The organism is Pseudomonas sp. LBUM1644 (assembly GCF_059716195.1).
Genome location: NZ_CP166812.1, coordinates 3454843 through 3477126, shown reverse-complemented (window position 1 = coordinate 3477126; position 22284 = coordinate 3454843). Strand labels below are relative to the sequence as shown.

The window sequence follows — 22284 nt, the reverse complement described above, 5'->3', positions numbered from 1 at the left end:
CAGGGATGTTGGCTGACATGGCCCCTTCGCGAGCAAGCCCGCTCCCACAGGTTCTATGCAAATCCTGTGGGAGCGGGCTTGCCCGCGAAGCTATTTCAGGCCACCGGGATAATCGGCAGGTCCAGTATTTGACCACCCGTAAACCGCGCCACCGAGCCGGCAATGGACTCATGCGGTACACCCTTCGCCACCTCACTCACGCCATCAAGTCGCGACAGCTGATCGGCACTCAGTTGCACCTCCAGCGCCCCCAGCGTCGCATCCAGTTGTTCACGGGTACGCGAGCCGAGAATCGGGATCAGCGTCGTGGTTGAACGTTTGGCTTTTTCCCGCAGCCAGGCGATCGCCACGTGAGTCGGGCTGGCGACCTGTTCCACGGCGACGGCCAGCAAGGTGTCGAGCAGTGCGGTTTCCCGGGCGCCTTTCTCGGCGTGGACCAGCATGCCGAGCTTGGTCGCGCGATTGTCCGCTTCGCTGCTTCGATATTTGCCCGTGAGAAACCCGCCACCAAGCGGTGACCACAACGTCGCGGCCAACCCCAGCGCTTCGGCCATGGGCAACTGTTCACGTTCGGCCGAGCGCTCGGCGAGGCTGTATTCGACCTGGATCGCTGCTATTGGTGAAAAACCGCGAACCTCGGCCAACACGTCGGCGCGAGCGATGCGCCACGCCGGGAAGTTCGACAGCCCGGCATAGTGAATCTTGCCGGCGCGCACCAGATCGTCGAAACCGCGCAGGATTTCTTCCATGGGCGTCACGCCGTCGCTCATGTGGGCCCAGAACAGGTCGATGTGATCGATCTTGAGCCGTGTCAGGCTTTCTTCTACTGCGCGAACCAGATTCTTGCGGTTGTTGCCGGTGTGGGAAATGCCTGCGGCGGGCGTAGTCCCCAAGGTGTATTTGGTGGCAATCACCAAGCGATCCCGCTCCGCCGCGATGAATTCACTGAGCATCGCTTCCGACTGGCCAGCCTGATAACCGTTGGCGGTGTCGATGAAGTTGCCGCCGGCTTCGAGGTAACCATCAAAAATGCGCTTGGCTTCGTCACGTTCGGCGCCATGCCCCCAACCGGTGCCGAAGTTGCCGGCGCCCAACGCCAGTTCCGAAACGCGCAAGCCGGTTTTGCGGCCGAAAACTTTGTAGTGCATGGGATGACTCCTGAAGGAAAGACGTCGGAACTAAATATAAATGTCTAGCGACATGTATTAAATATGATGTGAATAATATTCATCGTCAAGACGCTTTTTCATTAAGGGATGAAGGGCGGAGGTCGTGGCATACTGCCGCGCATGAATGACGACTCCCCGCTCAGCGCCTGGCAGCACGCCATCGAACAAAAAGGCTTCGTTCAGGACGAGGCTCAGGAACATGCCGTCTGGGCGTTGCAGAAATGCTACGAAGCCTTGCACGAGGGGCGCACGTCGATCACCGGCGTTTACCTGTGGGGGCCGGTCGGGCGCGGTAAAACCTGGTTGATGGACCAGTTCTACCAAAGTCTGAAGGTCCCGGCCCGACGCCAACACTTTCACCACTTCATGGGCTGGGTGCATCAGCGTTCGTTTCAACTGACCGGGACCGCCGACCCGTTGAAGGCGCTCGCTCGGGAATTGAGCGAGGAAGTGCGGGTGCTCTGCTTCGACGAGTTGTTCGTCAATGACATCGGCGACGCCATCATTCTCGGGCGGTTGTTCCAGGTGATGTTCGAGCAGGGCGTGGTGGTGGTCTGCACCTCCAATCAACCGCCGGATCAGCTGTACGCCGATGGCTTCAACCGCGACCGCTTCATGCCGGCGATCGAGGCGATCAAAAAGCACATGCAGGTGATCGCGGTGGACGGTAGCGAAGATCATCGACTGCATCCCGGTGCGGGTCTGCAACGTTACTGGGTGGCCGCGCCCGGCCAGGCCAGCGCTTTGAGCGACGTGTTCAACGCCTTGACCCTCGGCCAGTCAACATCCAGCGACCCGATCAACGTCGGCTACCGTTCCCTCAACGTGGTGCAGGCCAGTGCAACCGTGCTCTGGACTCGCTACGCCGACCTGTGTGAGCAGCCGTTTGCAGCCATGGATTTCATGGCCCTGTGCGACACCTTCAGCGCTATTCTGTTGAGTGACGTGCCCAACCTCAGCGCGCAAAAACGCGAAGGACGCATTGCCCGCGGCACTGAAGACGGTGCCGAGCGTGTGGCTGCGGGGGATCGCGAATTGCCGCAGTTGTCGGTGCATGACGACGGTGTCCGGCGCTTCATTGCCCTGGTGGACGAGTGCTACGACCGTAAGGTGCCGCTGTACCTTGAGGCGCAGGTGCCGATGGCTTCGCTCTACACCGAGGGTTATCTGCAATTCCCGTTTCGCCGCACCCTCAGCCGTCTTCAGGAAATGCAGCTACAACGCTTCGCCGACGCTTGAACCAAGGAGCCGCGAACATGACTCAGCCCTTGTCCCACCATTTGCTGACCATGGCTTATCAGAACGCCTGGGCCAACCATCGACTCGCCAAGGCCTGGGGCCAGTTGAGCGCGACCGAACTGGCGGCGTCACGGGTCAGCTTCTTCCCCAGCCTGCGCGCTACCCTCAATCACATTTTGACCTGCGACTGGTTTTACATGGACGCGCTGGAGCGCGAGTTGCGCGGCGATGACCCGCATCCCGAGTGCACGGTGTTTTTCAAGCAGGACGAGCCGTTCACCCAAGGCGAAGATCTCAAGCGCGAACAAGCGCTGGTGGACCGGCGACTGATTGCTTATTGCGAACAAATGCGCGACGCCGACCTTGCCAAGCTCGTGACCATCGCCCGGGACACGCCGCAACATGACAGCCGCTTGCGCATGCTCTCCCATCTGTTCGAACACCAGATCCACCATCGCGGGCAGGTTCACGCCATGCTCAGCGGCACTTCGGTCAAGCCGCCGCAACTGGACGAGTTCTTCTGTGCCGGCGAGTCGGGGTTGAGGGATGAGGATTTTGCCGAGCTTGGGTGGACTGAGGCGTTGATTTGGGGGCATTAAAGATCAAAAGATCGCAGCCCTTGTAGGAGCTGCCGAAGGCTGCGATCTTTTGATCTTGTGCGTTTACTTCATGTGTTATCGAGGATGGAAATGGAATCCGCAGAAATACTTGTGCTTCAGGCCAGCTACACCAACCCGGTGCATGCCGAGGCGATTCGCCTGGTGTTGAACCATTACGCCGAGGACCCGATGGGTGGCGGCCATTCGTTACCGGCCGACGTGCTGGAACAGCTTCCAGCAGAGCTGGCCAAGCGTCCCCACGCGTTCAGTGTGCTGGCGTTTGTCGGTGGCGAGCCGGCAGGGCTGGTCAATTGCTTTGAAGGGTTCTCGACCTTTGCCTGTAGGCCGTTGGTCAACGTGCATGATGTGGCAGTGGTGAGTCAGTTTCGCGGGCTGGGTTTGAGCCAGAAGATGCTGCAGAAGGTCGAGGACATCGCCCGTCAGCGCGGTTGCTGCAAAATCACGCTGGAAGTACTGGAAGGCAATGCGATTGCCCAGGCGTCGTACGGCAAGTTCGGCTTTGCGGCCGGCATGTTCGACCCGGCGCACGGCCGGATGCTGTTCTGGACCAAGGCGCTTTGATGCGTTGCGCATAAACGGCGTCCGTCTGGCCCGATGCTAAAAGCAACAAACACCCTTTGTAGGAGCTGCCGCAGGCTGCGATCTGTTGATCTTGCTTTTAAAAAAAAGATCAACAGATCGCAGCCTGCGGCAGCTCCTACAAATTGAGCTTCGTCCCATTTCCTCGGTCATGTCGGCCTGTAGGTTTCGGTCACTTGCGCAGTCTGGTCGTCTGGAACCCAGATTTCACCATTCTTGCTCGCGTTGGCCTTGCTCTGTTCCTGATGTTGGCCAACCGGGAAGTTCGCGAAGTAATACCGCATACGTTCAGCGCCACCTTCAGCAAAAGCGGTGGACGAAACGAACGTCATCAGGCCAGCGATGATCACGGGTGAATGTTTCATGGTGTGCCTCCCACTCTGGATGTCGGATGCTTTTCGTCCATGAATCAATGTTGCCGGGTCATTATCCGCCGAATCGGTTAATTGGGAATTAACGGCGATAGAGTGTGAAGGGAGGGGAGGGGGAAGGGGCCGGAACCGGCCCCTGAAGCTTTACTGTTGAACGACTTGCGGCACAGCCTTGGGTTTCATCAGGCTGAAGTCGATCAATGCCTTTTGCTCGCGCTCATAGGGATTGCCGATCAACAGTGGGCGGGCCTTGAAGCTGTCACTGACCAGGCTCTTGCTGTGATCGAGTTCATCGAAACTCAGGCCGGCAAGGTCCGCCCAGGTATGGATCAAGTGCGAGCTGCTGTAAGGACGACCGAGGTCCTGGGCGAAGTTCCAGTTATGGTTTTCGCGCCATTTCGGCGAAGCCCAGGCCATGAACGGGATGGTGTACATCGGCGCCGTCGGCTTGTTTTCGTTGCGACCCAGGGTGTCATGGCCGGCAGAGTCGAAAACGTCTTCGCCGTGGTCGGAGAGGTACAGCAGGAAGCCGTTCGGATCGGACTTGGCGTAGTCCTTGATCAGGCTGGACACCACGAAGTCGTTGTACAGCACCGCGTTGTCATAGCTGTTGTAAGTCGGCACCTGATCGTCACGCACACCGGCCGGCACGCCGGTGCGATCCTTGAACTTGTCGAAGTTCGACGGGTAGCGGTACTGGTAGCTCATGTGCGTGCCGAGCAAATGTACGACGATCAACTTGCGCGGTGCCGCGTCAGCCAGGGCCTTGTTGAACGGCTCGATGACATCGCCGTCATATTGCGCGGCATTCTGGTTGCGATTGTTGTTCAGGTACACCTGCTCGTCGGCCTGCTCGGAGAACGTCGTGAGCATGGTGTTGCGCTTGGTCATGGTCTGCTGGTTGGTGATCCAGAAGGTCTTGTAGCCTGCCTGTTTCATCATGCTGACCAGCGACGGCGTCGACAGGTACAGGTCCGGGTTTTCTTCGTCGGCGAAGGTCAGCACCTGCTGCAACGCCTCGATGGTATAGGGACGCGGAGTAATGACGTTATTGAAGACCGCCAGTTGATCCTTGAGTTTGTCCAGCTCCGGCGTGGTTTCCCGAGGGTAGCCGTACAGGCTCATGCGCTGGCGATTGGTCGATTCGCCAATCACCAGGACGAGGGTCGCTGGTTGATTGGCCATCGTGTCCTTGAGGTTGTGCAGCGGCGGAATCTTGCTCGCGCTGTGCAACATGTCCTGCATGCCGGCCAGCGTATCGAGATAGCGGTGATAGGCCACGGCCATCTGCCATGGCACTGCCGGTTCGATACGGGTTTCGAATTTTTCGAAACCGTCGGCGAAGTTGCCGGTGCGCATCGTCTGTTTGATCAGCGGATAACCCACCACGGCCACCACAATCGCCGTTGCGGCCACCAGCGCACGGCCTCGAGGCATGTACACCGGGCGCAGCCGCGTCCACAGGAACCAGGCAAATAGTGTATGGGCGAGGAATGCCGCCACCATCCACCAGGCGAAATACTGGGTCATGTACTCGCCAGCTTCAGAGATGTTCGACTCGAACATGATGAAGATGACGCTCTGCGAAAATTCCTGCTGGTAGATGAAGAAGTAACCGAGGCTGGCCATCGAGCAGGCCCACAACACGACACCGATAAACGCGGCCATGACACGGGTTTGTCTCGGGAACAGCAGCATCGGAGCCAGCCAGATGGCGCTCATGACGAAGGCTTGGCGGAACCCGGTGAAGCCGGACGTTCCCGTCAGTTGGATCAGTAGCTGGGTAATGCCGGAAAAATACCAGAAGAACAGGAACAGCCAGAGAAAACCTGCCCAATCGAAACCTTTCGCAGACGTACTGCTGCGTTTAAACAAAGACATGCAACGCTCCAACCAGAAATCACTTCCACCGCCGAGACTTCATGTCACCGACGAACGGGCACCACGCAGCTAACACGCGGCCATAATGAACCGGAGTATCACCAAGCAGATGTGAAAACTTCGTGAATCGCCGGGGCGGACAGGGGGGTACAGCATAGCGCAAGCAGCAAACGCTGCTTGCGAATCAAGCGAGGGGGTTCAAGCGTGAGGGGCGCGGTGCAAGACAGGTATGGGCTGAGCCCGATTCTCTTGTGTCAGTTGACGTAATTGAGCCAACTCTTGCTTCAGCTGTTCGTTCTCGTCCTTCAATTGGCGCAATTCATCACGACGGACAGTGACGTAGAGGGTTTGTACCGGTGGTGCTTTATGTACTGTGCCCATTGCTCACCTCGCAAATGGCGTGCTTCAACTGTAAACCCGCGCCGGAATCGGACGCTGACTTACTATCGGCGCTGATTTTGATTTCTTTTGCGCCGGAAGGGAACTTTTTTATTTTTCGTGGTCGTTGTGTCTTCGGCTTGAATTACGACGTTATCAATCTGTATCGGGCACAATGCCCGGAAACTATGTGCCCCGACGCTGGACTAACTCGATGAGTCGCGTTGGGCTATAACCAATGACACACTTTATTTGTAGTAGGGAGCATCAGCACATGCAACTCGGGATTATTGGACTGGGCCGCATGGGCGGCAATATTGCGCGGCGCCTGATGCTCAACGGCCATACCACCGTTGTGTACGACCGCAATAACGCCTTTGTCGAGAGCTTGAGCGAAGAGGGCGCCACCGGCGTTGCCGACTTGCCGGCGCTGGTCGCGGGGTTGGCCAAGCCACGAGCGGTGTGGGTCATGCTGCCGGCAGGCGCACCGACCGAAGACACCATCGACACCCTGAGCACCTTGCTCGAAGCCGGCGATACCATCATCGACGGCGGCAACACCTTCTATAAAGATGACATTCGCCGGGCAAAGACCTTGTCTGAAAAAGGCCTGCACTATATCGACGTTGGCACCTCCGGCGGCGTCTGGGGCCTGGAACGCGGATATTGCATGATGATTGGCGGCGATGCCGAGACCGTCAAACGTCTCGACCCTCTGTTCAACAGTCTGGCACCGGGAAGGGGCGACATCCCCCGCACCAAGGATCGCAAGTCGGATGACGATCGTGCCGAGCGCGGCTACATCCACGCCGGTCCGGCCGGCTCTGGCCATTTCGTGAAGATGATCCACAACGGCATCGAATACGGAATGATGCAGGCGTTCGCCGAGGGCTTCGACATCCTCAAGACCAAGGCCAGCGAGAATTTGCCGGAAGACCAGCGTTTCGACCTGAACGTGGCCGACATCGCCGAAGTCTGGCGTCGTGGCAGCGTGGTGTCGTCCTGGTTGCTCGACCTGACCGCCGACGCGCTGGCCAGCGATCCGAAACTCGACGGTTATTCTGGCTCGGTGGCCGACAGCGGTGAAGGTCGCTGGACCATCGAAGCCGCCATGGAGCAATCGGTGCCGGTACCGGTGCTGTCGAACTCGCTGTTCTCGCGCTACCGTTCGCGCGGGCAAGGCACCTTTGGCGACAAGATTCTTTCGGCCCAGCGCTTCGGCTTCGGCGGCCATGTGGAGACTGCGAAAAAATGACCCGTCTGATCCGCAATAAATCCAAGGCAGAACCCGCGCCACCCACCACGCTGTTTTTGTTCGGTGCCCATGGTGACCTGGTCAAGCGCTTGCTGATGCCGGCGCTGTATAACCTGAGTCGCGACGGTCTGCTCGGGGATGGATTGCGGATCATCGGCGTTGACCACAACGCCATCAGCGACGAGGCCTTTGCGCAGAAGCTCGAAGATTTCATTCGGACCGAAGTGGCCACCAAAGTCGGCAAGGGTGATCAAGCCCTTGACCCGGCGTTGTGGGCCAAGCTGGCCAAAGGCATCAGCTACGTCCAGGGCGATTTCCTGGACGACAGCACCTATCAGGCCCTGGCGGCGAAAATCGCCGCCAGTGGCACTGGCAACGCTGTGTTCTACCTGGCCACTGCGCCACGTTTTTTCAGTGAGGTGGTGCGCCGACTCGGCGCTGCCGGCTTGCTCCAGGAGTCGCCTGAAGCCTTCAGGCGGGTGGTGATCGAAAAGCCCTTTGGTTCCGACCTGCCGACCGCCGAAGCCTTGAACGCTTGTCTGCTCAAGGTCATGACGGAAAACCAGATCTACCGGATCGACCATTACCTGGGCAAGGAAACCGTGCAGAACATTCTGATCAGCCGGTTCTCCAACAGCCTGTTCGAAGCGTTCTGGAACAATCACTACATCGACCACGTGCAAATTACCGCCGCCGAGACCGTTGGCGTGGAAACCCGTGGCAGTTTTTATGAACACACCGGCGCCTTGCGAGACATGGTGCCCAATCACCTGTTCCAGTTGCTGGCAATGGTGGCCATGGAACCGCCTGCGGCGTTTGGCGCCGATGCGGTTCGCGGGGAAAAAGCCAAGGTGGTGGGCGCGATCCGCCCTTGGTCGGTCGAGGAGGCACGGGCCAATTCGGTGCGTGGCCAGTACGCGGCGGGCGAGGTCGACGGCAAGCCGCTGCCGGGTTATCGCCAGGAAAACAATGTGGCGCCCGACAGCAACACCGAAACCTACGTCGCGCTGAAAGTCATGATCGACAACTGGCGCTGGGTCGGCGTGCCGTTTTACCTGCGTACGGGCAAGCGCATGAGCGTGCGCGACACCGAGATCGTCATCTGTTTCAAACCCGCGCCGTACGCGCAGTTCCGTGACACCGAGGTCGATGAGCTTCAGCCGACGTATCTGCGGATCCAGATTCAACCCAACGAAGGGATGTGGTTCGACCTGTTGGCCAAACGGCCCGGTCCGGCGCTGAAGATGGCCAATATCGAACTCGGTTTTGCCTACAAGGATTTTTTCGAAATGCAGCCGTCCACCGGCTATGAAACGCTGATCTACGATTGCCTGACGGGCGACCAGACGCTGTTCCAGCGCGCCGACAACATTGAGAACGGCTGGCGCGCCGTACAGCCGTTCCTCGATGCCTTGCAGCAGGATGCGAGCGTTCAGAGCTATGCGGCGGGCGAGGACGGGCCTCAGGCCGCAAAAGACCTGCTGACCCGCGACGGTCGTGTCTGGCACAGCCTCGGATGAGTGACCCAGCGCAACGCCCCATCCGTTTTCTGCTGAGTGACATGGACGGCACTTTGTTGTTGCCCGATCACAGCCTCAGTCAGCGCACCATCAATGCGGTGCGTTCCTTGCGCGAGGCGGGCGTGCTGTTCAGCCTGGCCACCGGTCGTCCCCCGAAAGCCATGCTGCAACAGATCGAAGCCTTGGGCGTGGACGTGCCGACGGCGGCGTTCAACGGCGGGACGATCGTCAATCCTGACGGCAGTTTGCTGGTCGCGCATTACTTGCCGGCAACGGCCGCGTTGATCGCGTTGGCCTTGTTCGCCGATCAACCGGGTGTTGAAGTCTGGGTGTTCAGTGGCGGCGACTGGCTCTTGAAGGACCCAACGGGCCCGATGGTGCCGCGTGAGCAACATGGCCTGGGCTATCCGCCGGTGGTGGTCGAGAGTTTCGAGCCTTTTCTTGAGCGTATCGACAAGATCGTCGCGACCAGTAACAACACGCAATTGTTGATCGAACTGGAAGCGCAATTGCTGCCCAAGGTCGAGGGCCAGGCGCAGGTCTCGCGTTCGCAGCCGGTGTACCTCGACGTGACCGCCATGCAGGCCAACAAAGGCGCGGCGCTGGTAACCCTGGCCGAGTTTTTGCGGGTGCCGTTGGCGCACACGGCCGCAATGGGCGACGGCGGCAATGACCCGGCGATGTTTCATCGCGCCGGGCTGTCGATTGCCATGGGGCAGGCGGAAGAAGCGGTGAAGCGCCAGGCCGATGTGGTGACCGGCGCCAACACCGAAGACGGCGCAGCGCAAGCGATCGAGCGATACATCCTTAACGCAGGTTAAGTCGCGTCATCGTTCTTCGCGGGCAAGCCTGGCTCCTACGGTCCACTGATATCTGTAGGAGCGAGGCTTGCCCGTTGACTTAACCCCGATACCGTACGACCACCGCCTTATAGTTGCCATCCAGCGAGTAGCCGGCCACTACGATGTTGCCGTCAGCCTGCACGGCCAATGACGTTGCGGTATCGAGGCTGCGACCCAGGCGGGTGCGCACCCAGCCATTGTCAAAGCTGTCATCGAGCAGCCCGTCGGGCCGGTATCGGGCCAGAATGAAATCTGCTTCGATGCCACCGATCGTTGCCCCGACCGCCAGCAGGCTGCCGTCCGGCAGTGCGTGGGCGGCCGTCCACTGACAACCACTGTGGCCGATTTCCAACAACTGAGGCTGGCCGTCGTTGCAATGGCTGTCCGAACGGCCGTTGTTGTGTACTTTGAAAACCATGCAATGCATCGGGTCGCGGCTACTGCCAACACATTGCACATCGCCATTTTCCTGCTGGACGATCTGGCTGACCTGCGCGCTACGCCCCTGCGCATTGAATGTCATGTAACCATCCACGGCGAAACTGTCGTCGAGCCGTCCATCCGTGTGATAGCGCGCCAGCAGGCCTTCTTCAGGGAAGTTGATCGCACCGCCCACCAGGATCCGGCCATCGTTCTGCACCCTCATGCTGTTGAGCCAGGTGTTCATCAGCAAGTGCCTGACCACGACGAAGCCACGACCGTTGAAGGTCTTGTCCAATGAGCCATTGCTGTTGAGGCGGATGAGGATGCCGGCGTGATCGGCCAGCTCGAAGTGATGATTGGCCAGCAGCAGGATGCGACCATCGGCCTGCACGGACATCTCGCAGGTCTCGGCGCCCGGTACACCGGGTGGCAGCCAGGCATCGCGCAAACCTTGAGAGAGATCTCCCGGCAGGCGCACCACACAGCGTCCGTTATCGCCAAACCATTGGGCCGGGCGGCCGGTCGGATCAAACAAGGCCAGGGCCGGGAGGGTGCGGTGGGCATTTTCGTATTGCAGGCCGGCCACCAGAATGTGGCCGTCGGGCAGTAGTTGGACGGTGCCCGCCATGGCCTCGAAGCCGCGCTCGAACTGCCCGATCACGCTGCCTTGGTTGCCGAATGCCAGGTCTGCCGAGCCATCCTCCAACAGGCGGGCCAGTCCGAAGCGGCTGCCCCCTGACATGCCGACCTTCGCGGCGACCAGAAACCGGCCGTGTGCATCAATCGCGATCCCGTTGGCCATGCTTGAGGTGCTGCCGGCGAAGTACACCTGGGTTTTGCCTTGGGCGGCAAACGTCGTATCGACGCTTCCGGCGGCGGTCCGTGTGGCAGGTAAGGCAAAAGCGGTCTGGATTGACATGCACGCATCTCCTTGCGAGTCGTCCTGATCCAGTAGTGGGGGTGGCGACTGTATAAGGAGAACATTCAATCCCTGAATGATTTGCTGCACAACTGTCACAACTAACAGGCGGAGGGTCGCGTTGTGCCAGAACAGTGTCTTTTCGAACCACTGTAGGAGCGAGCTTGCTCGCGATGGACTCAAGAGCGCCACGTTTTAACCGGTAAACACGCGTTATCGTTAACGACCATCGCGAGCGAGCTCGCTCCTACACTGGCCGGTAATTGGGTAATTTAAGTTTGATTAGAAAGATCGCGTAATGCTGGCAATAAAAGCCAGCTAACTAACGATCTAGGAGGGTGCGGATTACTGCACAGTAATCCGCACTACGATTAGTGTGGCATCGACCACGACAGGAGCGTGTAGCCTTCCTGGCTCAACTCGGCGCGGACCTGTTTGAGCAGGCATTCGAGTTGTTCCGGATCGGTATAGGCACTGCTTGGGATCAGCGTGCGGCCTATATTGGCATTGGTGCGGTCAATCACGGTCAGGCTGAGTTCACCGTTGCCGTCCTGTGGTGCCCAGGCCACGCACTGGAAAGGCTTGAAGGCGCGGTCGGCAATCAAAAGAGCTTCGTTGATGCGGAGCGGGGCGTTCATGGGTTCTTCTCTCTGTATGCCCAATCAATTGAAGTGCCGACGGTTGGGCGTACCGCTCGGCTGGTTACTTGTACTGATGCCCGCAACCGGGGTTCGGGTCACACACAATCAAAAGAAATTTCAGCTTTCTTTCATATATCCAATAAACAGGCAGGCTTTGAAAGCTGAATGAAAGGTTGAACTCGCTAGGTAACTAATGAAATCGTTTCTTATATCGCTTTACCCAACAGCCCTATAGTCAAACGGTACAAGCCCTCGTCAAATTCTTGCTAACGTTACAGTCAGCCCCGCCAAATCACTGTTTTTAATAATATTTCATAGAATTTGGCGTCAAGGAATAGTCATGATTGAAGCGCCTGCCTTACGACGTCTGTTAGTGGTGGATCCATGCGATGACTGCTATCGCCTGCTGCCGGGATTACGCTCTGTGGGTTGGGACGTTGACAGCTGTACGCTGGAAAACGCCGGCGACAAAACCTGCGACGTCGGGCTGTTACGATTGCAGCCTTTTCACCTGGAACGCCCGGATGCCGTCAAGGAGCTGATCAGTCGCAGCGGCACCGAGTGGATCGCCGTGCTGAACCAGGAAGTCCTGCGGTTGCAGAATGTCGGCGACTTTGTCTGCGAATGGTTTTTCGATTTCCACACCTTGCCGTTCGATGTGTCCCGGGTCCAGGTGACGCTGGGCCGTGCGTTCGGCATGGCCCGTCTGCGGGGGCAGGGCACGGTTCATATTGATCAGCCCGAGCACGAGTTGCTGGGCGACAGCAAACCTATTCGTGAACTGCGCAAGTTGCTGAGCAAACTGGCGCCCACCGAATCGCCGGTGTTGATTCGAGGTGAAAGCGGCACAGGTAAAGAGTTGGTGGCGCGAACCCTGCATCGACAGTCCCAGCGTCATAGCAAACCCTTTGTCGCGATCAATTGCGGCGCGATTCCCGAGCACTTGATCCAGTCCGAACTGTTTGGTCATGAGAAGGGAGCCTTTACTGGCGCCCATCAACGCAAGGTCGGACGGATCGAAGCGGCCAATGGCGGAACACTGTTTCTCGATGAGATCGGTGACCTGCCCCTGGAACTGCAAGCCAATTTGCTGCGCTTCCTGCAGGAAAAACACATTGAACGCGTAGGCGGCAGCCAGCCGATTCCGGTGGACGTGCGGGTGTTGGCGGCGACACACGTCGACCTCGAGGCAGCCATCGAGAAGAAGCGCTTTCGTGAAGACTTGTACTATCGCTTGAACGTCCTGCAAGTCGTGACCGCGCCTCTGCGTGAGCGCCATGGCGACTTATCCATGCTGGCCAACCATTTTTCCCATTTCTACAGCCATGAAACCGGTCGTCGCCCGCGCAGTTTCAGTGAAGACGCGCTGATTGCCATGGGCAAACACGACTGGCCAGGCAATGTTCGCGAGCTGGCCAACCGGGTACGTCGCGGGTTGGTGTTGGCCGAAGGTCGGCAGATCGAGGCGCGCGACCTGGGGCTCATCAGTCAGCAGGCCATCGCTGCGCCGATGGGCACGCTCGATGACTACAAAACCCGCGCTGAACGCCAGGCTTTGTGTGATGTGTTGAATCGCCATAGTGACAACCTCAGTGTTGCCGCCCGCGTCCTGGGCGTGTCCCGGCCGACGTTTTACCGGTTGTTGCATAAACACCAGATCCGCTAAACCCAAGATCAACAGATCGCAGCCTGCGGCAGCTCCTACAAGGGAACGCATCCCCCTGTAGGAGCTGCCGCAGGCTGCGATCTGTTGATCTTTAAAACCAAAAAAAACCCCGCTGCGATTGAAGTCGCAGCGGGGTTTTTTGTGGGTCAGAAGTAGTAAGGGAATTTCAGGCTGAAGGAAAAATCCGGCGCGTCGTCGGTCAAGCCAATGGCCAGGTTGGGAACGATCGTCAGGTTATCCGTTGCCGCCAGGGTCATCCCGATATTGAAGTTGGCCGCGTTGTAATCGCTGTTGGAAATCGATTGCCAGTCGCCACCGTCCGGCTTGATCTTGCTCTTGCGGGCGAACTGATCGGTGAACGAGAACGACATACTCATCTTCTCGTTCAAGGCGAATGCAATGCCGCCGCCGATCTGCCAGGAGTCGCCCAGTTTCACGTCTCCTTTCACCTTGGAGCCGACCTGAGGGCTGATGTCGCTGAAAGAGTCCTGAATGTTGTAGGTGTAGGCCAAGGTGCCGAACAGCACGGCCGGGTCGAAGGTCTTGACCAGAGAGAGCCCCGGGGTGATGGACCAGACACCATTGCCGGTAGGCAAGTCCTCGGGGACCGCGAGGTTATCGTTGCTCGGGTCCTCGACCAGCTTGATGCCGTAAGGGTCCTTGCCGGTGGGTGCCTTGACGCGCAGTGTAGCCACCGCGTCGGGCAGGTTGGCGGACTCATCCAGAAACTTGTAAGCAACACCAACGTTCACATCGCCGATGGTCGGGTCGCGGGTTACGGTTGCGTCCGACGTCACTGGACCTGCGCCACCCGCGCCACCGGAGGAGTACGTTGATTCCCGATAAACAACGGGGACGTTTATGTCGAACTGCCAACGTTGCGCCACGTTGTAACGGGCGGTCAGGTCCAGTGTCCAGTTGTCGGCCTTGATGCGGTCGAGGTTGATGTTGCCGAGAAAGATCGAATCCAGTGCCAGGAAGCCGTTGAGCGTTAACGCGCGGGTATCGTAGTGCGTGTAGGTCAGGCCGGTTTCGATGCTGAACTTGCCGCCACCGAAGAAGCCGCTGGCTTCGTCATACAGGTTGGAAACGCTTTGCGCAGGCTCCGAATCATCCTTGAGCGATTGGCCGTATGAACTGCCGGTGGTTCCCGGCGCAGCGCCGGCCACCGCCTGGCCACCCTTGGTCTCGGCGGGGGATTTGGTCAGGCGTTTGGGAGCAGGTGTCGCCGGTGCTTCTTCGACTTGGCGAACGCGCTGCTCGAGTACCATCAGCGCGTTCTGTTGTGCTTCGTAACGCTGTTTCAACTCCATGAGTTCTTGTTTTAGTGCTTCGACCTGGGGGTCCGGTGCTGCGTATAGCAAGGTGGCCGGGGCCAGGGTACTCAAACAAACGATAGCGTTGAACGTCATAGATCGGTGCATAGGTTAGCCGTCCCTTCTGACTAGATCTGATGAGACTGAGCGTAGATCAGAATCCAAGAGCGCGAATGCCTTTGAGCTGGTCCAGGTTGCCGTTCAGCGCCCCGGCTGTCGGCGCGTCACGCAGCACGACATTGAGGGATGTGAGGTTGCTGACCTGGTTGCCCCCGCCGAGCAACGTCGTGTTTTGCATCAGCCCACCCTGCGCCAGGCGTTGCACGGTGCTGCCCTGGTTGTTGTTGGCCAATATGTTGAGTTGCACACCCGTCCCGGTGGAAGAAACGCTCATCGAGCCCGCGCCATTGGAGCCGACCAACGTCTCGCCTGCGCCCAATGCCTGGCCCTGCTGTTGCGTGGCTGGCGCTTGGTTACCCTTTGCGACGTTGATGTCTACATTGTTATTGGCAGTGTTATTGTCGCCGGCAGCACGCACCACCTGAGTCACACCGACGGTGCTGTTGAGGCCGTTACCGCCAGTGACGGTACCGGCGCCTTGCTTGATGGTTGAGCTATTACCGGTTTTGTCGATCAACGACACATAGAACTGCGGCTTGATGGTCGTTTGTTGAACTTGCATCGAGGACGTTGCCCCGATCACTTCACCGTTGGCATTTTGCCAAGTGCTGGTCATGACAACGCCGAAACTGACGATTCGGCCCGGCATGACAAAGCGGCCGCGCAGGACCGCCAATTCCTGATCGTTCAGTTCGATGGGTTTGAAAATTTGTGCCTGTGTCGGCAGGCTGGCTGCCAGGCAGACAACGGCCAGCCAGATTGGAGTCTTCATGAGATGCTCCCGGAGCGTCGTGCTCCCTTGTTATTAGAAGAAGTCGCTTCGGATAAATCCGAAATCCATCAACTCTGCGTCTTGCACCGGGCTGAAGGTGTTGAGGCTTTGCTTGGCAGTCAGTGGCATCGGTGGGTCGAGCAACGCATTGGTTTTGTCATAGCCCTGGCCGATGACGGCAAAGATGATGCCGTTCCAGCCTTTGACAAAGTCGTCGACTTTGTACCGTTTATGACCGAGTACCGGATCGCCGATATAGACCCAGCCTTTATTGACTCTTTGCATGACCACAAAGTGCTTGTAGCCACGGATGTCCATGAGTACCACCACCGGAATTTTGATCTCGCTCAACGTTTCCGTTGCTACCCGGTAGCCACGGGCCCGCATGCCGATACTCTCCACGTAGCGCTTCATGTCGAGCATGGAGAAGCCCTGGACGCGAACAAGGTTCTGGTCGGAGTTGGCTAGCATGCCTTCGATGATCTGTTCTTCATTTACATCCAGCCAATAGGCCTGGCGCAATACGGTCGCCAGCGCAGCTGCGCCGCAACTGAAGTCGGTTTTCTGTTGTACCAGGTCGGAAAATTTGCGCTCGCGTATGCTCTGGATCGGCTTATAGACCACCGCGCCGCCCGGCAGGACGGAAAGCGGCATTTGGGCAGCCTCGATCACACTGGCCACGCAAAGCAAAAATGCCAAAGCAATAATGCGCATGGTGGGACGCCTTCTATGTGCGTTGAAAAAGGCCCCCGTAAGGGGGCCTCCCGAGACAGCCATCAGAACGATTGGTTGGAAATGGCCAGCGAGTTGCTTTGTTGGTTGCCCACACCAGCAGCCACGTTGACGCCCAGGTTGCCACTGCCGCCATTCACCGAACCGCTCAGGGTTGCAGTGTTGGTCACAGGGTTGGCCCAGCCAGTTGGAGTCAGCACTTGATAAGAGTAGGTACTGCTCAACTCAAATGCACTGCTCTCGCTGTAGCTTTTCGTCACGTCTTTCGACGATGCGGACGCTTTCTCGCCAGATTTGTCGTACGAAGAGTCATACGATTTGGTGAATGACGAGTCGTGCGATTTATCATACGAAGAGTCGGTCGAATGTGAGCTCGATGTGTCGAGAGATGCATCGACCGATGCGCTGAGCGAAGCGTCTAGCGAAGCACTGGATTCCCTGCTGCGGGTGCGATCGCCATTGCCGTTATTGAAGGTAACGGATCTGGCAGCTTCCGCCGATGCGCTTAAAGTAGCATCCAAAGAAGCGCTCAAAGTAGCACTGCTAGTAGCGCTCGAATCGGTGCTTGCGGAGCCGCTGGCAGCCGAGCTTTTGGAACCGCTGGCATCAAAGCTGTTGGAGCCGCTGGCAGACCAGCTGCTGGATTTGGACTTATCAACACTCAGACTGGAATCCTTGTTGAAAGAGGAACTGCCGCTAAGTGTTTTGGTCAACGAGATCGTATCCAGGCTGTACGTCCGGTCGGCACCGTTAACCACTGTCAGGCCAGGACCGTTTTGATCGGCAGACGCGGTGGCGCTTGCGTTACCGAGCGGGGCACTGGAGTTGGCAATCGCCATGGTGTTTTTCTGTTGGTTAAGATCGCCGCCAGCAATGTTGATGCCCATGTTGCCGCTGGCACCACTGCCCGACCCGCTCATCACAGCGGAGTTGGTGGTGGAGTAGTTTTCGACCCGGTTGTTGTTGCTGTACTGAGTGACTTTAGACGTAGCGCTGGCAGTGCCAAACACGAAACTGTTATCGATAGAGGCGTTGTCAGAGGCAGCATTCGCGATGGCAGCCGCGTTGTCTTGTTGGTTGCCAGAACCGGCAGCCACGTTGACACCCACGTTGCCGCTGGCGCCTGTGCCAGAGCTACTCATCTCGGCTGAGTTTTGAGTCCCTTGGTTGTAGATGCGGTTGCCAGTACTGTTCTGCTTATCATTGGCATTGGCAGTCGCACTGATAGGGATCATTTTTGGGGGAGGGGTTTGATTACCGCCATTATGATGGTGGTGGTCATCATTCCGATCGTTCGCTTGTACAGCAACAGCCATGACCGCAGCAATTGCGAAAACCAGAGGCTTTAGTGCCATCGAAGGTTTCATGGTGATTCTCCGTACTTATTTTAGGTTAAGTGTTGTTATTACCTGTTTGGGTCAATCCGCGACCCGTATGCTCAGGGTATTGGCCATTCGGTTTCCTACCCCGGCACTCTGATTCAACTGAATCACCCCACGGCTACCGGTGAATGCCTGGTCACTGGTAGTGACCTGGCGATTGCCTGGTGCAGAGTCAGTTGGATCGGAGGTGTTGATCAGCGCCACGTTCTGTTGCCTGAGGACGCTGTCGTCGATAGTTTGCGGCTGCGCACTGATGCTGATACGCAGTGCGTTGGCTTGCTGGTTACTGGCACCCGAGCTCTGGTTGACGCCCAGTACGCCGTTGCCGCGGCTGAAGGAGTCGCCCTGGATGCTGGAACGGGCATCGATCGTGGGGTCTACCTCGGTGCGCAACCGTTGGCGAATCTGTGTGGTCGCGCTGGCGCCATGGCCAACGGCGATGGCCCGTGCGTTAGCCTGTTGTTGTTGATCGCCGGCAGCCTGGTTGACCCCGAGGTTGCCCTGGTATTGCATGCCCGAACCGTCGATTTCGGCGTTGTTTATGACCTGGGCGTTACTGGTGACGGGAGGTTGGGCAAAGGTCGAAGCACTGCAAAACATGGCGATAATCAGCAGTGAGCGATTCATCTTAACGGTCTCCCGTTATGATTTTCAGAGCACCCAGGCCTTGCTGGACGTTTGAATTGACCATGTTGGCAATACCGTTGCCGGAATTTCCGGAGCGGCCAGCGGGGAGATTGGAAAGCTGCTGCTGGTTGCTGATATTGCCGCCCAGGTTGCCACCGGTGTTTTGCGTGACCAGGCGGGAGATGCCTGCACCACTGGCGACGTTGGCAAAGTCACCGTCACTCAGCTCGTTCGTTTGACCGAGGATCTGTTTGGACGGGTTGGCATTGGCGGTGGTTGGGTGAGGGTCGGGAATCACCGGCGCTTGCACGGCGTTGCGCACTTGTACATCGCGCTTGATGATAATGATGCCGTTGTCAGCCTGGGCGGGCAGAGAGACCGTTGAGCCCAGTGCACATCCGATCAGCAGCAGGCTATAGATGCTTCTATCAAGTTTCCCCACGGCGGCAATTCCTTCTTTTTGTGGGCTGGTCCTAGTCAGCGTTGGGAAGGAGAGAGCGAAAGCTGTGCCGTTTTTTGAATTTTGTTGTGATTCAACAGGTTACGAATTTTGTCCGGGAGCTGGGTTAAGGGTTTGTTTCATGCTTGAGACAGGCACAATTGATTTGAACCAAGAAAAGCGGTTGCAATGCTCTAGAACAAGGGTTTGCGCGGAGTTGTATCAACGTCGTAACAAGTGACGGGAAAGAACGCGTGGAGCGTTGAAACGGCCTGTTTGCGCCGGGATGGATGTTTCAGAAATGGACAGTTTTACCCCAAAACAGGGTAAACACTGGGCCTTAAGGCCCAAAAACCGGGTCAGGTGGCGAGTAGCACCGCCACGGCGTGTAGCGCCAGAGCGCGACGTTTTGCCCAGTCCCCCTGCAATACCTGGAAAGGTTGCCGATGCTGTTCCAGCCAGCCCCGCGTCGCGTCGAAAAATGCCAGGCGTTCGCTCAGGTCGGGTTGGCAGCGCTGGCCATCGTCGGTCCAGTCGATGTTTTCGGGTGATAGCAGCAAGTGCAAATCATACTGCCGGGCCAACAGCGCCTGTTCGATCCAGGCCGGGCAATCGCCGAACAGCGTCTGACTCCAGAGGATATTGCTCAGCAAATGCGTGTCCAGAATCAGCAGCCGCGGTTGCCGGGCGCGGGCCTCGTCCTCCCATTTCATCTGGCCCAGGGCGATGTGCGAAATGTCGGCCAGGCACGTATCTCGCGGATTCTGCTCAATGAACCACCGCACGTATTCGTCCACCAACACCCCGCCAAAATGCGCTTGCAACTCGGCCGCCAACCAGCTTTTGCCGCTGGATTCGGGGCCGGTGAGCACCAGGACTTTCATGTGCGCAGCGCCGGATCGGTGCGCCACTCACGCCAGCCTTCAACAGCAATCAGGGTAAACAACGCATAGAGCCCGGCGGTCAGGTACATCCCTTTATAGATGAAGAGCCCGACGAAGATCACATCCAGGGTGATCCACAGCGGCCAGCATTGGACGCGTTTTTGCGCCATCCAGACCTGCGCCACCAAACTGAAGCCGGTCAGCGCCGCATCGAGCCAAGGCTGGGCGGCGTCGGTCCAGTGCGCCATGGCGGCGCCGAGTAACAGACTGCCGAGCGCACCGATGGCCAGGCCGAGCGCGATCGATTTGCCCTTGAGTTGACTGACCTGCCGTCCTTGCCGCGCTGCCCCCGCGCGCGTCCACTGCCACCAGCCATAGACTTGCAACGCGGCGTAGATCACCTGCAGCAGCATGTCTGAATAGAGTTTCACCTCAAAAAAGACCCAACTGTAAAGCGAGACCATGACCAGGCCAATGGGCCAGCACCAGGGGTTCTGTTTGACCGTCAACCAGACGGCAATGACACCGAGGGCGGCGGCAAACAGTTCAAGCCCGGACATGGAGGTTCCTTGGAGGAAGTCGAAGAGGGGGCGGATTGTACCGGCAGGCGCCGCCAAGTAGTACCGCCTCACGCGGCCGGTAGCAGCTGCCGAGCCTGCGAGGCTGCGTTCGGCTGCGCAGCAGTCGTAAATCCAGCAACGCCGTATGTCAGGACGACCACGTATGCCAGAATTACGACTGCTGCGCAGCCGAACGCAGCCTCGCAGGCTCGGCGGCTGCTACAGGTGTTTTACACGCGGAACTGTTTGAGTAGCCCGTTCAACTGCTCACTCAGGTCCTTGAGCCGAACGCTGGCCGCGCTCGATTGCTCGGCCGCCAGGGCCGTGCTGTGAGACAGTCCCGCTGCCTGGGTGACGTTCTGGTTGATGTCCTCGACGACATGCGCCTGCTGCAAGGTCGCACTGGCGATTGACGCGTTCAGCCCATTGAGGTTGCGCAGTGCCTGGCCAATGGCATTCAGGCTGGCACCGGCGAGGCCGGCCTGCTCGATGGTCAGCTGCGAGGCGCGGCTGCTGTCGCCGATCACCTTGACCGCCGCTTCGGAGTGGGTTTGCAGGCGTTCGATCATTGACTGGATCTCGGCCGTGGACTTCTGGGTGCGCTGGGCCAGCAATCGCACTTCATCGGCCACCACGGCGAAACCGCGACCCTGTTCCCCGGCCCGAGCGGCTTCGATGGCCGCGTTGAGGGCCAGCAGGTTGGTCTGTTCGGCGATGGAACGGATCACTTCCAGCACGCTGCCGATCTGGGTGCTTTCGGTCGCCAGGGTCCGAATCACTTCCACGGCCTGGACAATGGTCGAAGACAACTTGTCGATCTGTTGCAAGCTGCCATCGATGTTGACCTGGCCTTGTCGGGCTTGAGACTCGGCGTCGCGCATCTCGCTGGCCGCATGCTCGGCATTCTTCGCGACGTCTTGCACGCCATAGGTCACTTCGTTGATTGCCGTGGCCACCAGTTCCATCTGCTGGGACTGTTGCTGGCTGCGTTGTTGAGCCTGGGCGGCGTCATTGCCCAACTCGGTGGAAGACTGGCCCAGTGCGCTGGCGGACACCTGCAATTCGCCGATCACCCGCCGCAGTTTGGCGGTGAATGCGTTGAAATGGCGTGCCAGTTGCGTCACTTCATCGTCGCCCTGGGCGTCGAGGCTGCGGGTCAGATCACTCTCGCCGCTGGCGATATTGGCCATGGCGTTCACGGTTTCCTGGAGCGGACGGACGATACTGCGGGCAATCAGGATCACCAGCAGCGCCATGATCGCGGCGATCACCAGCCCGACAATCGAGGCTTTCCAGACCTGGCCAACGAACTCGGCCTGCATGTCATCTATATAGACGCCCGAACCAAGCACCCAGCCCCAAGGCTCGAACAGTTTGACGTAGGACGTTTTTTCTACCGGTTCGCTGGCACCCGGTTTCGGCCAGCGATACTCGATGGTGCCGGCGCCTTTGGCCTTGGCGACCGCAACCATTTCATTGAATAGCGCAAAACCGTCCGGGTCGCGGATGGCCGAGAGGTTCTGGCCATCGAGCTTGGGGTTGGCCGGGTGCATGATCATGACCGGCGTCAGGTCGTTGATCCAGAAGTAGTCATTCTGGTCGTAGCGCAGGCCGCGAACGGCGGTCAATGCCTGTTTCTGCGCGGCTTCGCGTGTGAGCGTGCCGGCGGTTTCGAGGTCGTGGTAGTAGGTCAGTATGCCGCTCGCGGTCTGCACCACGTGTTGGGTTTTCTGGACTTTGGCATGATACAGGTCGTCATGGATCTGCTTGAGCATCAAGACGCCCAGCGTTAAAAGCATCATGACCGCCACGATCAGGATGAGCCACAAGCGGCGGCTGATCGACATATTGCGCAAGCTGTTCATAACGCTGTCACTCCGGATTCTTGTTCTTGTAATAAATGATCGCCAGCATCCAAGCACACTTTGCAGATCGGGCCAATTCGACCC

At 58.4% G+C, this 22284-nt stretch carries 22 protein-coding genes; 7 read left to right on the top strand and 15 right to left on the bottom strand.

The annotated features are described in order from the left end of the window. Positions 1–95: 95 nt before the first annotated feature. Positions 96–1148: an aldo/keto reductase gene (locus tag ACA052_RS15655; protein ID WP_497645692.1), complete on the bottom strand. Its 1053-nt coding sequence runs from the start codon at positions 1146–1148 to the stop codon at positions 96–98. A 141-nt stretch (positions 1149–1289) separates the two neighbouring features. Between ACA052_RS15655 and zapE the strand changes: the two genes are divergently transcribed. The 3 genes from zapE (at position 1290) to ACA052_RS15640 (ending at position 3589) form a co-directional block, all read left to right on the top strand. Next, positions 1290–2408: a cell division protein ZapE gene (gene zapE, locus ACA052_RS15650; protein WP_497645691.1), complete on the top strand. Its 1119-nt coding sequence runs from the start codon at positions 1290–1292 to the stop codon at positions 2406–2408. Between the two features lie 17 nt (positions 2409–2425). Continuing rightward, positions 2426–3007 (top strand): DinB family protein, encoded by a 582-nt coding sequence (locus ACA052_RS15645; RefSeq protein WP_497645690.1) that lies wholly within the window; start codon positions 2426–2428, stop codon positions 3005–3007. 90 nt (positions 3008–3097) lie between these two features. After that, a complete protein-coding gene (locus tag ACA052_RS15640) occupies positions 3098–3589 on the top strand; it encodes a GNAT family N-acetyltransferase (protein WP_497645689.1) in 492 nt (163 codons plus the stop codon). 167 nt (positions 3590–3756) lie between these two features. Here the strand turns inward: ACA052_RS15640 and ACA052_RS15635 are convergent, their stop codons facing one another. The 3 genes from ACA052_RS15635 to ACA052_RS15625 form a co-directional block, all read right to left on the bottom strand. Then, positions 3757–3972 (bottom strand): hypothetical protein, encoded by a 216-nt coding sequence (locus ACA052_RS15635; RefSeq protein WP_497645688.1) that lies wholly within the window; start codon positions 3970–3972, stop codon positions 3757–3759. A gap of 150 nt (positions 3973–4122) precedes the next feature. Continuing rightward, complete coding sequence (locus ACA052_RS15630) at positions 4123–5859, bottom strand: phosphoethanolamine transferase CptA (protein WP_497645687.1); 1737 nt, start codon at positions 5857–5859, stop codon at positions 4123–4125. Positions 5860–6057: 198 nt separating this feature from the next. Then, on the bottom strand, positions 6058–6240 hold the full coding sequence (locus ACA052_RS15625; RefSeq protein ID WP_497645686.1) for a DUF6026 family protein: 183 nt from the start codon (positions 6238–6240) through the stop codon (positions 6058–6060). 235 nt (positions 6241–6475) lie between these two features. Between ACA052_RS15625 and gnd the strand changes: the two genes are divergently transcribed. Genes gnd through ACA052_RS15610 form a run of 3 tightly spaced genes read left to right on the top strand, consistent with a single transcriptional unit; the run spans position 6476 to position 9833 of the window. Then, on the top strand, positions 6476–7492 hold the full coding sequence (gene gnd, locus ACA052_RS15620; protein WP_497645685.1) for a phosphogluconate dehydrogenase (NAD(+)-dependent, decarboxylating): 1017 nt from the start codon (positions 6476–6478) through the stop codon (positions 7490–7492). Continuing rightward, a complete protein-coding gene (zwf, locus tag ACA052_RS15615; RefSeq protein WP_497645684.1) occupies positions 7489–9012 on the top strand; it encodes a glucose-6-phosphate dehydrogenase in 1524 nt (507 codons plus the stop codon). The genes gnd and zwf overlap by 4 nt, the downstream gene beginning before the upstream one ends. Next, positions 9009–9833 carry an HAD family hydrolase gene (locus ACA052_RS15610; RefSeq protein ID WP_497645683.1) on the top strand — a complete coding sequence of 275 codons (825 nt, stop codon included), beginning with the start codon at positions 9009–9011 and terminating at the stop codon, positions 9831–9833. Before zwf ends, ACA052_RS15610 begins: the two co-directional genes overlap by 4 nt. A 79-nt stretch (positions 9834–9912) precedes the next feature. Here ACA052_RS15610 and ACA052_RS15605 read toward each other — a convergent pair whose 3' ends face one another. Both ACA052_RS15605 and ACA052_RS15600 read right to left on the bottom strand, forming a co-directional pair. Then, complete coding sequence (locus ACA052_RS15605; protein ID WP_497645682.1) at positions 9913–11196, bottom strand: NHL repeat-containing protein; 1284 nt, start codon at positions 11194–11196, stop codon at positions 9913–9915. A gap of 371 nt (positions 11197–11567) precedes the next feature. Beyond that, positions 11568–11834: a hypothetical protein gene (locus ACA052_RS15600; protein WP_497645681.1), complete on the bottom strand. Its 267-nt coding sequence runs from the start codon at positions 11832–11834 to the stop codon at positions 11568–11570. 343 nt (positions 11835–12177) lie between these two features. Here ACA052_RS15600 and ACA052_RS15595 point away from each other — a divergent pair, with 343 nt between their 5' ends. Continuing rightward, positions 12178–13503, top strand: a complete 1326-nt coding sequence (locus tag ACA052_RS15595; protein WP_497645680.1) for a sigma-54 dependent transcriptional regulator — start codon at positions 12178–12180, stop codon at positions 13501–13503. Between the two features lie 146 nt (positions 13504–13649). On the opposite strand, the gene fapF is transcribed toward ACA052_RS15595, so the two are convergent. The 9 genes from fapF to ACA052_RS15550 form a co-directional block, all read right to left on the bottom strand. Further along, positions 13650–14927 (bottom strand): fibril amyloid transporter FapF, encoded by a 1278-nt coding sequence (gene fapF / locus ACA052_RS15590; protein ID WP_497645679.1) that lies wholly within the window; start codon positions 14925–14927, stop codon positions 13650–13652. 46 nt (positions 14928–14973) lie between these two features. Continuing rightward, a complete protein-coding gene (gene fapE / locus ACA052_RS15585; RefSeq protein ID WP_497645678.1) occupies positions 14974–15711 on the bottom strand; it encodes a fibril amyloid subunit FapE in 738 nt (245 codons plus the stop codon). A 33-nt stretch (positions 15712–15744) separates the two neighbouring features. Continuing rightward, positions 15745–16425, bottom strand: a complete 681-nt coding sequence (fapD, locus tag ACA052_RS15580) for a fibril amyloid maturation endopeptidase FapD (protein WP_497645677.1) — start codon at positions 16423–16425, stop codon at positions 15745–15747. Positions 16426–16487: 62 nt separating this feature from the next. Beyond that, on the bottom strand, positions 16488–17810 hold the full coding sequence (gene fapC, locus ACA052_RS15575; protein ID WP_497645676.1) for an amyloid-like fimbrin subunit FapC: 1323 nt from the start codon (positions 17808–17810) through the stop codon (positions 16488–16490). Positions 17811–17861: 51 nt separating this feature from the next. Next, on the bottom strand, positions 17862–18452 hold the full coding sequence (fapB, locus tag ACA052_RS15570) for a fibril amyloid subunit FapB (protein WP_497645675.1): 591 nt from the start codon (positions 18450–18452) through the stop codon (positions 17862–17864). A gap of 1 nt (position 18453) precedes the next feature. Next, complete coding sequence (gene fapA / locus ACA052_RS15565; protein ID WP_497645674.1) at positions 18454–18894, bottom strand: functional amyloid chaperone FapA; 441 nt, start codon at positions 18892–18894, stop codon at positions 18454–18456. A gap of 356 nt (positions 18895–19250) precedes the next feature. Next, positions 19251–19775: an AAA family ATPase gene (locus tag ACA052_RS15560; protein ID WP_497645673.1), complete on the bottom strand. Its 525-nt coding sequence runs from the start codon at positions 19773–19775 to the stop codon at positions 19251–19253. After that, positions 19772–20335, bottom strand: a complete 564-nt coding sequence (gene pnuC, locus ACA052_RS15555; protein ID WP_497645672.1) for a nicotinamide riboside transporter PnuC — start codon at positions 20333–20335, stop codon at positions 19772–19774. The genes ACA052_RS15560 and pnuC overlap by 4 nt, the downstream gene beginning before the upstream one ends. Positions 20336–20565: 230 nt before the next feature. Then, positions 20566–22200: a methyl-accepting chemotaxis protein gene (locus tag ACA052_RS15550; RefSeq protein ID WP_497645671.1), complete on the bottom strand. Its 1635-nt coding sequence runs from the start codon at positions 22198–22200 to the stop codon at positions 20566–20568. Positions 22201–22284 lie beyond the last annotated feature (84 nt).

Coding starts and splice junctions, on each gene's coding strand:
- ACA052_RS15655 (WP_497645692.1), bottom strand. CDS start 1,148: ATGCACTACAAAGTTTTCGGCCGCAAAACCGGCTTGCGCGTTTCGGAA.
- zapE (WP_497645691.1), top strand. CDS start 1,290: ATGAATGACGACTCCCCGCTCAGCGCCTGGCAGCACGCCATCGAACAA.
- ACA052_RS15645 (WP_497645690.1), top strand. CDS start 2,426: ATGACTCAGCCCTTGTCCCACCATTTGCTGACCATGGCTTATCAGAAC.
- ACA052_RS15640 (WP_497645689.1), top strand. CDS start 3,098: ATGGAATCCGCAGAAATACTTGTGCTTCAGGCCAGCTACACCAACCCG.
- ACA052_RS15635 (WP_497645688.1), bottom strand. CDS start 3,972: ATGAAACATTCACCCGTGATCATCGCTGGCCTGATGACGTTCGTTTCG.
- ACA052_RS15630 (WP_497645687.1), bottom strand. CDS start 5,859: ATGTCTTTGTTTAAACGCAGCAGTACGTCTGCGAAAGGTTTCGATTGG.
- ACA052_RS15625 (WP_497645686.1), bottom strand. CDS start 6,240: ATGGGCACAGTACATAAAGCACCACCGGTACAAACCCTCTACGTCACT.
- gnd (WP_497645685.1), top strand. CDS start 6,476: ATGACACACTTTATTTGTAGTAGGGAGCATCAGCACATGCAACTCGGG.
- zwf (WP_497645684.1), top strand. CDS start 7,489: ATGACCCGTCTGATCCGCAATAAATCCAAGGCAGAACCCGCGCCACCC.
- ACA052_RS15610 (WP_497645683.1), top strand. CDS start 9,009: ATGAGTGACCCAGCGCAACGCCCCATCCGTTTTCTGCTGAGTGACATG.
- ACA052_RS15605 (WP_497645682.1), bottom strand. CDS start 11,196: ATGTCAATCCAGACCGCTTTTGCCTTACCTGCCACACGGACCGCCGCC.
- ACA052_RS15600 (WP_497645681.1), bottom strand. CDS start 11,834: ATGAACGCCCCGCTCCGCATCAACGAAGCTCTTTTGATTGCCGACCGC.
- ACA052_RS15595 (WP_497645680.1), top strand. CDS start 12,178: ATGATTGAAGCGCCTGCCTTACGACGTCTGTTAGTGGTGGATCCATGC.
- fapF (WP_497645679.1), bottom strand. CDS start 14,927: ATGCACCGATCTATGACGTTCAACGCTATCGTTTGTTTGAGTACCCTG.
- fapE (WP_497645678.1), bottom strand. CDS start 15,711: ATGAAGACTCCAATCTGGCTGGCCGTTGTCTGCCTGGCAGCCAGCCTG.
- fapD (WP_497645677.1), bottom strand. CDS start 16,425: ATGCGCATTATTGCTTTGGCATTTTTGCTTTGCGTGGCCAGTGTGATC.
- fapC (WP_497645676.1), bottom strand. CDS start 17,810: ATGAAACCTTCGATGGCACTAAAGCCTCTGGTTTTCGCAATTGCTGCG.
- fapB (WP_497645675.1), bottom strand. CDS start 18,452: ATGAATCGCTCACTGCTGATTATCGCCATGTTTTGCAGTGCTTCGACC.
- ACA052_RS15560 (WP_497645673.1), bottom strand. CDS start 19,775: ATGAAAGTCCTGGTGCTCACCGGCCCCGAATCCAGCGGCAAAAGCTGG.
- pnuC (WP_497645672.1), bottom strand. CDS start 20,335: ATGTCCGGGCTTGAACTGTTTGCCGCCGCCCTCGGTGTCATTGCCGTC.
- ACA052_RS15550 (WP_497645671.1), bottom strand. CDS start 22,200: ATGAACAGCTTGCGCAATATGTCGATCAGCCGCCGCTTGTGGCTCATC.